The sequence below is a fragment of the Ehrlichia ruminantium str. Welgevonden genome (genome assembly GCF_000026005.1).
Classification (GTDB): Bacteria; Pseudomonadota; Alphaproteobacteria; order Rickettsiales; family Anaplasmataceae; genus Ehrlichia; species Ehrlichia ruminantium.
This window is the reverse complement of record NC_005295.2, coordinates 1,119,783-1,135,444: the sequence shown is the minus strand read 5'-3', so window position 1 is coordinate 1,135,444 and position 15,662 is coordinate 1,119,783. Positions and strand designations below refer to the sequence as shown.

8 protein-coding genes are annotated in these 15,662 nt (G+C 26.7%); 2 read left to right on the top strand and 6 right to left on the bottom strand.

The window, feature by feature from the left end:
• Positions 1–1,448: 1,448 nt before the first annotated feature.
• From ERUM_RS03625 to aspS, 6 genes are all read right to left on the bottom strand, one after another.
• Entirely contained in the window at positions 1,449–2,927 is a 1,479-nt protein-coding gene (locus tag ERUM_RS03625; protein WP_011155349.1) for a proton-conducting transporter transmembrane domain-containing protein, read from the bottom strand.
• Positions 2,928–3,935: 1,008 nt separating this feature from the next.
• Positions 3,936–6,557 (bottom strand): pyruvate, phosphate dikinase, encoded by a 2,622-nt coding sequence (gene ppdK / locus ERUM_RS03620; protein WP_011155348.1) that lies wholly within the window; start codon positions 6,555–6,557, stop codon positions 3,936–3,938.
• Positions 6,558–7,534: 977 nt separating this feature from the next.
• Positions 7,535–8,029, bottom strand: coding sequence for an RDD family protein (locus ERUM_RS03615; RefSeq protein ID WP_044148677.1), 495 nt, complete (start codon positions 8,027–8,029; stop codon positions 7,535–7,537).
• Complete coding sequence (locus ERUM_RS03610) at positions 8,026–8,658, bottom strand: HAD family hydrolase (RefSeq protein ID WP_011155346.1); 633 nt, start codon at positions 8,656–8,658, stop codon at positions 8,026–8,028. Before ERUM_RS03610 ends, ERUM_RS03615 begins: the two co-directional genes overlap by 4 nt.
• A gap of 1,115 nt (positions 8,659–9,773) precedes the next feature.
• Positions 9,774–9,953, bottom strand: a complete 180-nt coding sequence (locus tag ERUM_RS05100; protein ID WP_157858266.1) for a hypothetical protein — start codon at positions 9,951–9,953, stop codon at positions 9,774–9,776.
• Positions 9,954–10,211: 258 nt separating this feature from the next.
• Entirely contained in the window at positions 10,212–11,984 is a 1,773-nt protein-coding gene (aspS, locus tag ERUM_RS03605; RefSeq protein WP_011155345.1) for an aspartate--tRNA ligase, read from the bottom strand.
• 959 nt (positions 11,985–12,943) lie between these two features.
• Here aspS and ERUM_RS03600 point away from each other — a divergent pair.
• Both ERUM_RS03600 and gshB read left to right on the top strand, forming a co-directional pair.
• Positions 12,944–13,546, top strand: a complete 603-nt coding sequence (locus ERUM_RS03600) for a BON domain-containing protein (RefSeq protein ID WP_011155344.1) — start codon at positions 12,944–12,946, stop codon at positions 13,544–13,546.
• Between the two features lie 1,051 nt (positions 13,547–14,597).
• Entirely contained in the window at positions 14,598–15,536 is a 939-nt protein-coding gene (gshB, locus tag ERUM_RS03595; protein ID WP_011155343.1) for a glutathione synthase, read from the top strand.
• Positions 15,537–15,662: the final 126 nt, after the last annotated feature.

The following is a 15,662-nucleotide window of genomic DNA, read 5'->3' as shown; positions in this document are numbered from 1 at the left end:
TTATATAGAAGTAGTATGCTCAGTTGATAGTTTATAAGAATGATATTATTTAAAAATGGTTTAGTATTATTTAGATGATGTTATATAATGTTGTTAAAAGCTATATTGGATTGTGTGTTTTTTCCTGACTTGTTTTGAAGGTTTATTATTTAGTAATGTTTTATTTACGATTAATATAATGGTGATGTATGGGATATAAAAGTAATTAATAATATTATCCTTAGTTAACTTGAGTCATAATAGTAGATGAATAAAAAAAAATAGAAATACTCTGATTGTTTGATTCTGTTATTGAATATCAGTTGTTATTAAATTTATATAATGAAGTTGTGTTTTTAATATTATAAAATTAATGGTATGTAGTACTGATTATTCATGATAAATGTGATTTTTTGATTGGTATGGTTGTTTAACAATCTTAGTGTGTAGTAAAATGTATATTTATATAATCCTATATTTATATAATTTAATAGATTCACATGTTGTGTTTACAATGTGAAATTGGGTGTTAATTAAAGAAACTTTTTTCACGTTATCAAGTAACTTATTAATAAGTTACTTTGTTAATAATAGAATTGAATATAATTTTACGTGATTAGTAAAAAGGGTACTATCTTTTTGTTAATTTTATAAAATATTGTTTATTAGAAATAAATTATTAGTATATGTATATTATGGTAAGTTTTTTACTATAAATTGTTAGTTAAGTTTATTTTTGAAAATTTATGTTATTGTATATTTAGTAATATTTATCAGATTGAAGTTTGACATATAATGTTTATACTAAACCTATTTAAATAATATCATTCTTACAAACTATCAACTGAACATACTACTCCTACATAACAACTACACAAGCTGTTACAAAGCAATATGCTATTTATAGCAAACAAATAGGAATTTTATACTACTCTTCATAGTACAACAATACCATTGATACAACAATCAATTCTGAAGAATAATACAACTTTTCAATATGTTTATTGTCTGTTTTTCTTACAAATATTAAAAGGTCTCTTCTCATTATAATTTTTAATTTAGATTTATAAAGTGACCTTTATACTACTACAAGTAATAAATAATTGATCTAGTGTAGATAAAGTACTCCTAACTTAGGGTTATATTTTAATCTTATATTCTATTTTTTACTTTAAGTAATATGTGAAAAAGAATAATTAATGATTTTGGTTGGTATTATAATTTAAGTGATAAGCTACTAGTTTACGACTATTTTAATATTGTATTTATATTTCAAATTGAAGTATTTAATTGTAGTTGTTTAGGTGTAGTATGTAGAATGTAGAATCTATACTTATAATTAATGACTTGATTAATATATAGTGTAAATAATACGTTATCAATTCAAAATAATATTTAACTAATTCTTATTTTGTACTCCAAATAGAATATTTTATATGGTATTAACCAATGTATTTATATACATTATCTTATTTGAGGTGATTTATTATATTGAATATTACGTCAGGATATAAAAATAATAATATTGTACATATTGTTGTTATAGAAATGGCAATTAGCATGGGTATAGGAGCTTCAGCATATTTATTAGTGTTACATGGGACATAAAACGCATTGTATATAATAGGGATAAAATATATTGTATTTAGTATGGTGCTTGCTATTAATACTAGTACTACAGACATAATATTTTGATTTAATGATTCTGATATAATAAAAAATTTTCCCCAAAATGTTACAGCAGGAGGAATGCCTATCATTGCAGCAGCTCCTATAGAGAACGCTGTCATTGTTATTGGCATGGATTTACCAATACCTTGAAGTTCATTTAAGTATTTTTTTCCTGTTTTGGTATATATTGCTCCTGCAGTAAAGAATAATGTTATTTTTGCAAATGCATGCGATATCATTTGAAATATAGAAATATCAACGGCACGTTCTGTATACAATGATACTGCTATTGTTATATAAGAAAGCTGTGAAATTGTTGAATATGCTAATAACTTCTTTAAGTTTGTTTGTTTTATTGCTATAAAGGATGCTAAGAGAATTGTAATTGCTGAAGCGTACATCAATATATTGTTATGTGTTTGAACTAACGCTTGTAGTCTTTCTAACCCGATTATATACAATAAAACCTTTATTAAAGCAAAAACTCCAGATTTGACAACTGCTACTGCATGTAATAGTGCACTTACTGGAGTAGGGGCAACCATAGCTCTTGGTAACCATGAATGTATAGGCATTAATGCAGTTTTTCCTATACTGTAAATGAATAGGAATAATAAGCTCATTAAAAAAACGCTAGAGATGCTTGATGGTAATATGCCACCTTTTGTAAAATCTAAGGTGCCGCTAATGTTATAAGTAATGATGATTGCTGGTAAAAATAATAACATTGAAGTTCCCAGCAGTATTCCCATATAATACCTACCAGAAATTTGTGATTCGTGATTTGCATAATATGTAACAAGAGGGTAAGTGCTAATAGTTAGCAACTCATAAAATATGAATAATGTTAATAGATTTCCTGAAAAAGCAATTCCCATTGTACATCCAATACTTGCTGCAAAACACGCATAAAATATAGATTGCTTTTTGTTATTTTTATCATTGTGTCTCATATAACTAATAGTATAAATAGTAGTTACTATCCACAAAAATGAAGCTAGTATGCTGAATATTATGCCTATATATTCTGTTTTTAATGTTAGCTGTATTTTAGGAGTAAACTCACATAATACAACATGTAAGGCTGATATGTTATCGGTTGTTTGGGTGTAAATATTAAATGCTGCGTAAAATAGCATGCATGAAGCAATAAAACTTATTGTTTCTTGTGAGTATCTAACTTTTTTTAATAATAATATCAATACTGAAGATATATATGGTAGGAAAACTAACCAGATTATAGAAAAATCTGATAATGAATTTTTGAAAAAGTGCATAAGCCTTTTTACCGCCACCCTAACATATAGTATATATAGATATCAATAAAGTTTTTTAAAGTAAAGAGTCTTGATTTATAGATTATTATTACTTGTTGTATAGTTAAATAATTTAATGATCTGATGAGTAGTTACAATATATATTATTTAGATGTATAAAGACGGTACTGTTTTTTTATATACATATATAATTGTAATGATAAATTGTTTTTTATTATTTAAGTAGCTAATCAATATTTAATTGTGTAAACATTATTCGTAGTACTTAATGTTGTGTCATGAATAATATAGTTATTGGACTTTGTCATACTGATATATATGTGTTTATACATGTCTTACTAGTATTATAGGATATAATGATATGGTATGCTTATGTATTTTAAGAGATTTTTTATAAGAAGTGCTATGTTACTGATAAATATAATCTAACATTGTGTTTGTTGCTATTTATCATTAGTACACGTTGTATAGTAAAGATAAAGTAGCCTGATGTTGATCATGAAAACATGAGGAATAGAACATAAGGTTATAGTTGTATAGATTAAAAGTATTCAAAAGATTTATAATAAAATATCTAACTTTAGCAATATAAATATATGTTTGTATATTTATACAGGATATATACTACATAAATAAAATTATGTAATATATTGTATGCATGAATGTGTTTATTAGAAGGAGTACTACACTACTGATAGTAATACATTGTCAAATTATGATTTCTAGTATTTATTATGAATATGCATTGTAGAGTAATAAAATATTCCAATGTATTATCGATCTAAGAAGTGGAATGTAAAGTTACTGTCTCAATCATAAAATACTCAAAGCCAAGGGTAAACTGTTGGATAATATATGTAGATATGTAGTGTAGAAATAACATAATGTGTTTATTGTATGTTTAAATTATTATAAACTGTTAATTATGATATTAATAGATTATATGGCTATTATTATCTAGTAGTTATAATAACTACATTATAAATGTGTTTTACTCTTAAAAAAGAATTAATTTATATCCTTATTGAATATTGTGCATTGTGCAGCTATTAGCCTTGCTATTGGAATTCTGTATGGAGAACAGGAAATATAGTTTATGTTTAGCCTTGAAAAGAATTGTATAGATTCAAAGTTTCCTCCATGTTCTCCACATACTCCAATTTTGATATCTGGAGATTCTTTTTTACCTAAACTTACTGCGATTGATATTAATTTTCCTACTCCATCAATATCTAAGGTTTCAAAAGGATCGTGTTTTATAATTCCTAAATCTCGATATGTACCTATAAAACTTGCAGAATCATCTCGAGAAACTCCTAAAGTGGTTTGAGTAAGATCATTTGTACCAAAACTGAAGAATTGTACATGTTTTGCAATTTTATCTGCAATTAATGCTGCTTTTGGTAGTTCTATCATTGTTCCAAGTAAGTATTTAGGATTATCAAATTGTTTTGCAATGTTATTTACTAGTTCTTTGATTACAATAATCTCTTCTTCAGACATAATTAAAGGTATCATAATTTCAGGAATGATTTCTTTAATACCTGTTTCTTCTTGCAATTCTTTAATAGCAAGAAATATTGCTTTAACTTGCATCTCATATATTTCAGGATATGATATTGCAAGTCTGCATCCACGATGTCCTAACATAGGATTTTTTTCTAATAAATAAAGAATCCTATTTTTTAGTTTTTCTAAGGATTTTCCTGTTCTGGATGATATTTCTTGTATAGCATCATCATTATCTGGTAAGAACTCGTGTAGTGGAGGATCGAGTAACCTAATAGTTACCTGTTTGTCTAATGTATGTGTAAATATTTTCTTGAAGTCTTCTTTTTGCATAATTTCTAGTTTTTCTAATGCTACTGCTCTTTCTTCTTTCTTATCTGATACGATCATTTCTTGTACTATGCTTATTCTCTTGTCTGAAAAAAACATATGTTCTGTTCTGCATAAACCTATACCATCTGCTTTGAAATTCATTGATATTTCTGCATCTTCTGGTGTATCAGCATTAGCCATAACTTTTAATGTTCTTATTTCGTCTACCCATTCCATTAGATCATAAAAACTTTCATCTAATTTTGGTAGTGTTGTCTTAATAACACCTAAAATAACTTCTCCATTGCATCCATTTATTGTGATATTATCACCTTTATATACTTTTATTCCTGTATTTGTATAAAAGAATTGTTCGCTTTTATCTATAAAAATGTTATTAACACTACAAATGCATGGCTTACCCATGCCTCTAGCAACTACTGCTGCATGGGAAGTCATTCCTCCTCTTAAGGTGATAATACCAACAGCACTATTCATCCCATTTATATCTTCTGGGTTGGTTTCTTGACGTATTAATATTACATTTTTTCCTTCTTTTTTAAGTTGTTCTGCATCACTGGGTGTAAAAACTACTTGACCGGTTGCTGCTCCTGGAGATGCAGGTAGCCCATATGCAATAATGTCAGTGTTTGTACTGCTTTCAAGTGTTGGATGAAATAATTTGCTAAATGATTTGTGATCAATTCTTGTAATAGCTTCTTCTTTTGAGATTAATTTTTCCTTGACCATATCTGTGGCTATTTTAACTGCAGATTGGATACTACGTTTTCCTGATCTGGTTTGTAAGATCCATAATTTACCATTTTCTATTGTAAATTCGATATCTTGCATGTCACGATAATACAATTCTAGTTTTTTACACACCTGTTCTAATTCATTGTGAGTTATAGGCATTAAATCCTTCATTTTATTTAGTGGTAATGGACTATGTGTACCTGATACTACATCTTCACCCTGTGCACTTATTAAAAATTCTCCAAAGATTTCTTTTGTTCCTGTTGACGGGTTACGTGTAAAAACAACACCTGTAGCTGAGTTTTCACTCATATTACCAAATACCATAGATTGCACATTTACTGCTGTACCTAGATTATCTGGTATATTGTGTATCTTTCTATAGGTAATTGCTCTTTTATTCATCCATGATCTGAAGACTGCATATATTGCAGTATAAAGTTGTTCATTTACATCTTGAGGAAAATCTTTGTTTGTGTGAAGTTTAACTATTCTTTTGAATTCATCTATTAGTTCTTTAAATATATTGGGATCTGATATTTTCTCATTTTTTGATGTACTAACACTTTTCTTTTTATATATTGCTTCTTCAAAGAAACTGTTTTCTACTTGTAGTACTGTATGAGCATACATTTGTATAAGTCTACGGTAACTATCGTATGCAAAAAGATCTCCACTTTTTTTTGCTAATCCTATAACTGTTTTATCATTTAAACCTACGTTTAATATAGTGTCTAACATTCCTGGCATAGAGCTGACACTACCTGATCTTACTGAGAGTAGTAAAGGATTATTCTCATCACCAAATTTTAAATTTACTTCATTATTTAGAAATTCAATAGCGTTTTGTATCAGATATGATATTTGATCTGGCAATTTGTTGTCATTATAGTGACTGCATACTGCTGTTGATATTGTAAAACCTGGAGGTACGCTTATACCAATATTGCACATTTCTGCTAAATTTGCACCTTTACTGCCTAATATATGGTTTAACTTTAAATTTCCATCACACTTATTTTTACTAAAATAATATATTAATCTTTCACTCATATAGGAGAACCAGAAAAATTTGTTTTTATGTTATAATAGTTATCGAAAACACTAATATCTATACTATAAAACCTAATTTTGTAGAGTGCAACTATTGTGGAATAATTAGTCAGTAAAGATAGTATATTAAATGTGTTTCAGATACTAATGATGTCGAGATATATAGATTTAAACTGTTCAACAAGATATTATGGTTTGTTTATTAATGGTATAAAAATTACTTATATTATTTGTTAGTATGTGCATTGATAATATTGTATTGTATAGTGTGCTTATTTTTTTATGTAATCGATTTATGTATACTTAAAGCATTATAGTATATTTCTACTGTTAGTATACACATAGCTTTGTACTTTACCATCTATACCTGATTTTAGTTTTATAGTATTGTTTATTGAGTTTACATATTACTTTGGTAATTTTGGAAATGCTTCTCACTTTAATATGTATAAAAAGAGAAACTATTTTGTAAAGTATATATGATGTTAATAAACTATAACACGTGTTAATTTTGTTTTTAGCTTACTAGTATTATCTTAATATTCACTAATCATAATGGTAATTGGAAAGTGTATATAATTCTTAGCAATGCAATATTGGTAAAATTGTACTATACTTGCATAGATATGATATAAAATATGAGTTTATTATAGGTAGTCTGTGGTAGTGGTTTATAATATATCTCTGAAGAGTTGTTGTGAAGTTATATGGTTACATAATATTACAAATAAGCAGGACTTATTATTTACATGATATTTTTGATAGTGCAAAATATCAGTAAATTAGTAGTATTGTTACATAAATATCTACGTTAATATAAGTAGTTGTAGTGATGTATTTCTGTTTATGATGTATGCTATTGTTAATTGTATCATGCAATGATAATATAATAGCTTAATTTAGGCTGCTGACATTAATATTAAAGGTGTATATAGCTTATCTTACAAGTGAATATTATATGTTTAGTAAATAAAAAATTATTGTTTATTTTCTACTACTATAGTGTCAAATATAATGTCATGGATAGTTTGATTACTTTCTGAAAATAAAGCTATAAAATACCAATAAACTGACAATATTAATGTGAATATTGTGACTATAAAAACAATAATGGTGATCAAACTATTGTTTATATGCATGTTAACAATCTGTATGTTAATCATGAAGATAGTAGGGCATAGAAATTCTGATAGTGTCCGATCAAATGCTAACTTAGCATCAATTTTCTTATCATTGCAGCGTATAGTATGAATTTTTAGTATTTTTTGTCCGATGGATGCCTGAGCTTCAGAAGATAAAAAATACATATAATAACAACAATGGCTTACTATGTTAATGATAAAAGATAGAAATGTTATTTCACCTATGAACCACGAAATTTGGTAATTAATCAGTGATAGTATAATCTGATCAATGATATTTGCACTAATTCTTTTCAATAAGATTGTTGTTTTTGCTGTTTTTGTTTTCATAGACTTAATAATTGGCAAATAAATTTATTAATTTCATTAAAATTTTTAAATGATAAAACATTATCTTTAGTACTGCAATTTCCATATCTGATTGGTAGACATCCTGCATCGGTTGCACTTTGTATATCTGATATACTATCTCCTATGAAAAATACATTTTTACTTGGTTGAATATTTAAATATGCTAGTGCTGTTAGTACAGGTTCTGGAGATGGTTTAGTAGAAGCTGTGTCGCCAGATCCAATGATAGAATTGAAATAATGGGAGAGATTTTTATTATGTATTTCTGATCGCAAACTTTTTCCATTTTTATTACTTACAATAGCCATTGTAATGTTATTTCCTTTTAAAGTGTCTAGTAATTCTATTGCTCCATCATTTAATACAAAATTATCTAGCTTTTGTGATTTTTCTAAACTGTTCTCATATAAAGCTACTCCTTCTTCCCATCTATCCCCTAATAGCATTGCTAGATATTTTAATATTGTAGAATCAGATACAGTATTGAGATTAACATCTTTATATCCCATTCTATTTAATACTTGATAAAAAGTTGGGCGATCAATGTTAACCTTTGTGTCAATTAGTGTATTATACCAATCGAATATTACTGCTATAGGTTGTTTCATAATTATTCACTTAATCATTTTGTATAAACTGCTATTTTTATAAAAAATTTATTAAGATACTATAAAAGTAAGGATTAATTTCAATATTTAATTTATACATATTTTTTACGGTATATATCTTATTATTTTATCAATGTATATGATAATGACAAGTTTAATTATACCTTTATTGGCATATAATTCAAACTATATTATTTATCTATTAGTAAATATTGTATATTGTGAAGAAGTGTGTATTGAAAATACGAAAAATTTGTTTTTATATGTTGATATTGTTTGTTTATCAAAATGTACGAGTTATTTTTTTTATATGTATATAAATAATAGTCTAAATGAGTAATTAAGTGAAATGTATTGCTACGGTAATTTATCTGGTGTAGTAAAATTGTATCTAATGTATTAGTGATTGGTAAAATTAGTTAAAAGTTTTGTGTGCTATTTTTATATGGTGTTTATTGGTGCTACTATTTTTTTATTGAAACTTATTATATGAAAAAGTGTTAAATATTCAGTATAATATTATTTAAGATAGGTTATATAATGTTTTGTATTTATTTAATGTACTTGTTAAATTAGAATAAGATTTAGTATTGGTAAAAGTCTGTCAAATTATTATTCTAAAAACTATTTCTGACATATTGGAAACAACATATTTTATTATGTTGAATTATGTTTTGCATTATTATTTATAATATATGTTTATGTACTTATGTATAGGGTATACCGTAATCTCAAAATTCTATGAAAAAAAATTATGTTATAATTTTATGTGAATGTCTTGTTCTTAAAAGAGATTTTTTTGATGGTTGTTTACATAGTGATTTATGTGAATAGATCAGGTAATATGTAAACTTAGCATATCTTTCAACTATATCATACATCAACCTGCCTCGTTTATAATAATATATATTTGCGTACTTATGTATAGGGTATATCGTAATTCAAAATTCCATGGAAAAGTTGTGTTATGATTTTATGTGAATGTCTTGTTCTTAAAAGAGATTTTTTTGATGGTTGTTTACATAGTGATTTATATGAATAAATCAGGTAATATGTAAACTTAGTATATCTCTCAACTGTATCACACTACAGTATGCCTTATTTATAATATATATTCATGTACTTATGTATAGGGTATACCGTAATCTCAAAATTCCATGGAAAAGTTGTGTTATGATTTTATGTGGATGTCTTGTTCTTAAAAGAGATTTTTTTGATGGTTGTTTACATAGTGATTTATATGAATAAATCAGGTAATATGTAAACTTAGCATATCTTTCAACTGTATCATGCATCAACCTACCTCGTTTATAATAATATATATTTGTGTACTTATGTATAGGGTATACCGTAATCTCAAAATTCTATGAAAAAAAATTATGTTATAATTTTATTGAATGTCTTGTTCTTAAAGTTGATTTTTCTGATGGTTATTTGCATAGTTATTTATGTGAGTAGGTTTGTAAGATATATCACACTACCACATGCCTAGTTTATAATACTGTGGCATTATTAATAATATGCTGATTAAAAGTACTTAACTTTAGTAAGTATCAAGTTTTCTTGATAATATTTAGTGAAAGTAATTTTAAGTGGTCGTTATCTATTTCTGATGGAGATCCCATAAGTAAATCCTCTCCAGATTGATTTAATGGGAAACAAATGACTTCTCTGATATTTGGTACGTCTGCTAATAACATAACTATGCGATCTATTCCTGGAGCAATTCCTCCATGTGGTGGTGCTCCAAATTTAAAAGCACGAGTTAAAGCTTTAAATTTTTCATCAACCATTTCTTTGGTATATCCTGCTATGGAGAATGCTTTATACATAATATTGAGCTTATGGTTACGTATTGCTCCACTTGATATTTCTATACCATTACATACTATATCATACTGATATGCTAGTATGTTTAGAGGATCTTGGTTTTCTAATGCTTCTAGTCCACCTTGTGGCATTGAAAAAGGATTATGAAAAAAGTTTATGGATTTTTCTTTGTGATCGTATTTAAAGTATGGGAAATCAATTACCCAGCAGAATTTAAAGGTGTTTTCTTCTATTAAATTTAACTCCTTACCTAATAAAGTTCTAACTTCTCCTGCAAATAAAGCAGCTTTATCTGCTATTTCTGAGACAAAAAATACGCTATCTCCAGCTTTTATATTACAGATAAGTTTTATATTATCTAAACGATCTTTATCTAGAAATTTAGCTATTGGTCCTTTTGCTAAAGAGTCATCAATAAAAGTAATATATCCTAAACCTTGTGCACCAAGTGTTTTTGCAAATTCAATTTTACTATCGAAAAAGCTTCTAGGATTATGTGCAGTATTTGGGGCAGGGATTGCACGTACTACCATCCCTTGTTTTATATTTGAATTAAATATTTTAAACTCAGAATCTCTAAAAATTTCTGTTACATCTTGAATAACTAATGGGTTACGTAAATCTGGTTTATCTGATCCATAATATAACATTGCATCATGATAAGATATTTTAGGAAATTCTTTATTAATGGTCTTATTGGAAAATTTGCTAAATATATTTATCATTACTGGCTCTATGATGTTGAATATATCTTCTTGAGTTACAAAAGACATCTCAATGTCTAGTTGATAGAATTCTCCAGGTGAACGATCTGCTCTTGCATCTTCATCTCTAAAACATGGTGCAATTTGAAAATATTTATCAAAGCCACTTACCATCAATAACTGTTTGAATAGTTGAGGTGCTTGAGGTAAAGCATAAAATTTTCCATGGTGAATTCGGCTTGGAACTAAATAATCTCGTGCTCCTTCAGGGGATGATGATGTTAATATTGGAGTTTGTATTTCAATGAACCCCATATTTTCCATACTTTTTCTTATTTCTGTAATCACTTTAGATCTTAAAATTATATTATTTTTTACTTTATCTCGTCTAAGATCTAAGAACCTATATGTTAACCTAATATCTTCAGAATAATCTTGCATAGATGCAATATTTATTGGTAGGATCTCTGATGCTGTTTCAATATTGATAGAACTCACTATAACTTCTATAGATCCTGTATCTAATGTCTCATTGATAGTAGAACTATCTCTTGCTTTTACTATTCCTTTTATTGTGATTACACTTTCAAGTCTTAAAGTAGTAATTAATTGAAAGATTGTAGTATCAGAGTCATTAAATACTAATTGTGTGATTCCATAATGATCACGTAAGTCTACAAAAATAATTTTTCCATGATCACGTTTTCTATATACCCACCCTGAAAGTGTTACTGTTTGATCAATGTGTTCTTCTCTTAATTCATTACACAAATGTGTTCTATATACGTTCATAATATGTTAGTGCAAGTTCATTTGTACATAGTATATACATTGAAAAGTATTTTTGGTAGGGTTATTAATTATATGATAGTAAAATTTATTTATTAAGATGGTAGCAAATTTTAAAATATAGATACCTTAGTTATTTATACAGTGTTGATAAATTTTTTATGGCAAAGTGCTATGTATTTGGAAAAATGTACGTTACTTTCTTAACATATATGATCCATATTGATTGATGTGTTATGGAATAATAAAATTTTTGGTATGGTGATTACTATATAATCTAGACCTGTTGAAATGAGCTAACTAAATAACGCATATAACAAATATTGTACAACAATGCTTACCTGTACAGGCCGTTTTCTTATCTCTCTTTCTTGAAAAATATACAGTGATTTACTTTATAACATAACTACTAACACTTACTCCTGAATGTTTAAGTAATAGTAATTATTTTCTTAGAGGTAAGGTGTTAGCTTATTGTGATTGCTATATAGATAAGTTTAGTATCTAGTTCATCCTAATGTTAAAACATATGAAAAGTTTGTGACTTTAAGAAAATATGTTTTGTATCCTGAAAGAAATATGTAACTGGAGCATCTTATTCTTTAATATCATTGACTATTGATGTTATCGTTTCTGTGTATTAAATAGTAACTTTGATGTTGATAGGTTTATTTTGAATATTATTGTATGGTGTAAAAAAATATGATATGTAAAGTTTAAGTTCTTAGTATATTTTATTGTGTAATAAATATGTTTATTCTAGAGGTTAGTATTATCTTATGAATTAATTAGATATTAGTTAATGAACTTTTAATGTTATAATTATAAGTAATTAAATATTTCGGAAGTATTAAAAATTATATTATAATACGAAAATCTAAAATATTTTACTATTTACACACTGTAAAAAGTTGTATAGCATGAGTTTGTCGCTTTTCTGTTAATTTGACTTTTTTGAAGTTATGCGTTTTTTTATTAATTTGTTATTAGTAGCTTTACTTCTCATAAATCAAACTGGTTGTTCTGGGATAATGGCAGGACTTGCTGTTACTACAGGTGCGATCATTACATTACAAGATAAGTCAATTGGTGATACTATAGATGATACTGCAATATTGATTAGAATTAATAAAGAATTATTTAATGCAGGTTTGTTTCCAATAGTTACAGTTAAAGTTAGTGAAGGACGTGTATTATTGATTGGTAATGTTAAATCGTCAGAAGATCAAATTAAGGCTGAAAAAATTGCTTGGCATCAGAAAGATGTAAAAGAAGTTGTTAACGAAATAGTTGTAGATAAGGAATCTATTAACATAAAAGAAGCTGCTGTTGATGCTATGATTAGTGCTCAAGTTAAAGCACGTATTCTATCTCAAAGTAAAGTTAGATCAATGAATTATAGTGTTAATACTGTTAATGGTACTGTCTATTTAATGGGAATAGCTCAAAATCAGGCGGAATTAGATAAAGTAGTCGCAATTGCACGAAAGGTGAAAAAGGTAAAGCAAGTAATTAGCTATGTTAGATTAAAGGATAGCAGGTTACGTAATAATCAAAACTCTTAAAAGTATGGAAGTTTAGGTTAGGGATTTAAACTTTATATAAGTGATGTATCATGAAATGAACTATCATATGTTTTTAAGGAAGATAGATCAGGAAATTATGTGTTCTGATAAGTATTATGTGTATCATATTCATGATGTGTTTATCAGTGTTATTCGAACATAGATGTTGATTAAATACGTCATTAAGTATGTTAGTTTTTGTAGTATACTTATGAATAAATTATTCTCTTAGTAAGACTTTGTATTTACCGAGTGGTTATATTATATAATTTCTATTAGATAGTAAAATAAATTTGAGTAAATCGTTAGATGTGTTTAGATAATCTGTTGTGATATATGTAAGAAGTATAATTTAACTATGTGAATTTCTTATGTAATTTATGTAGTGTATTTATAAGTAAATTATATCAATAGTAACTATCTTATTTTTTGTATGTTTTATATGTATTTTAAATAAATAGGAGTGTAAATTAAGGAGATAATTTGAGGCATTTTTTATATATATGTTTACTATCATTAGTGCACATAGATTTGATGAGAAATAAACCAATAACTATATGAGTCAATTATCCAATTAATAACTGTTTTGTATTTATAGTGGTTTATACATATTTTTACCAAACTAATAAGATAGTACGTTGTTATGTGTATTTTATATTATTATTAAACGTACATTATTTATAGAAAATGAATCATTCATATATTAATTTTATCTATTTTAAAATATTAAAAAAAGTAAGTAATCTGAGTGGTCAATACTGTATATTCATGATAAATGTGTTAATTGAATGATATATGTTACCCGATTAAAGCTAACATTTTTATTTTATATTTAGTTGTATGATTCAAGTATAAATTTGGTGAGGATTTGATTGAAGTAAATTTCAATACTTAATTAGCTGTATACCAGTTAAATTTATACAAAAGATATAAATTTTTGGTATTTAATTATTCTTGCTTAGTAAATTATTTTGCATAATCCCTATGAAGCTGTGTTAGTATTATATAAAGAAAGAAGATTAAGTTAAATAAATTTACAAGAGAAATAAGGATGGCGTTAGTTGTTGCTTTTCAGATGGATAGGGATGTAGTTGTTGGTAAAGATGTATCAGTAAAATTCATACAAGAAGCGCAAATAAGAGGACATACTGTATTTTTTTTTACTCCTGATAAATTGGCAATAAAAAACAATATTCCAGTTGCTAGTGCTTGTTTAGTTACTGTAGAACAGGAAAAACTGAAGTTTGAGAATGTACAAGAGTTATTTCTTGAAGATATGGATATAATATTTATTCGTCAAAATCCACCTTTTGATATGCGCTATATTACTTCGACTTATATTTTAGAAAAACTGACAAAGCCACTTGTAATAAATGATCCTAAATTTCTAAGGGATTATCCTGAAAAACTGTTACCACTTTTATTCGATGATTTTATTCCAGATACTCTAATTACTGAAGATTATTCTATGTTGCAAAATTTTTATTATGAACATAAGGATATTATATTAAAACCTCTATATAGTTATGGTGGAAATGACGTAATTAGGATTAATAATAATGTTGATATTAAGGTAATAGTTGCACTGATGATAGAAAAGTATAAATGTCCTATTATTGCTCAACAATTTATACCTAATATTAATAATGATAAAAGAATTTTGCTATTAGATGGTAAACCTATAGGAGTCTTTAGGCGTAGAATATTATCTGCTGGAGAGGTAAGAACTAATTTGCGAGTTGGGTCAGTTGCAGAACCTGCTGAATTATCAGATCGAGATTATAATATATGTTTAGCAATAGAGGATAAGTTAGCTTTGAAAGGCTTGATATTTGCTGGAATAGATGTGTTAGATGGATATTTAATTGAAATTAATGTTACGTCTCCTTGTGGAGTTTTGGAGGTTAATAAGTTATATAATGTATGTTTAGAAAAAAAATGTTGGGATTGTTTTGAAAAAAAGTTTTATGCAAGATGTGGTTATGTATAGATCATTTATTTGGTGAACTAAAGTTATATATATGTACATGTTTTTTATATTATAATTTAATTCTTTCAATATTAACAACATTACTATCTTGAGTATGTTTGTATGAATTTAGTGATGATGTGGATA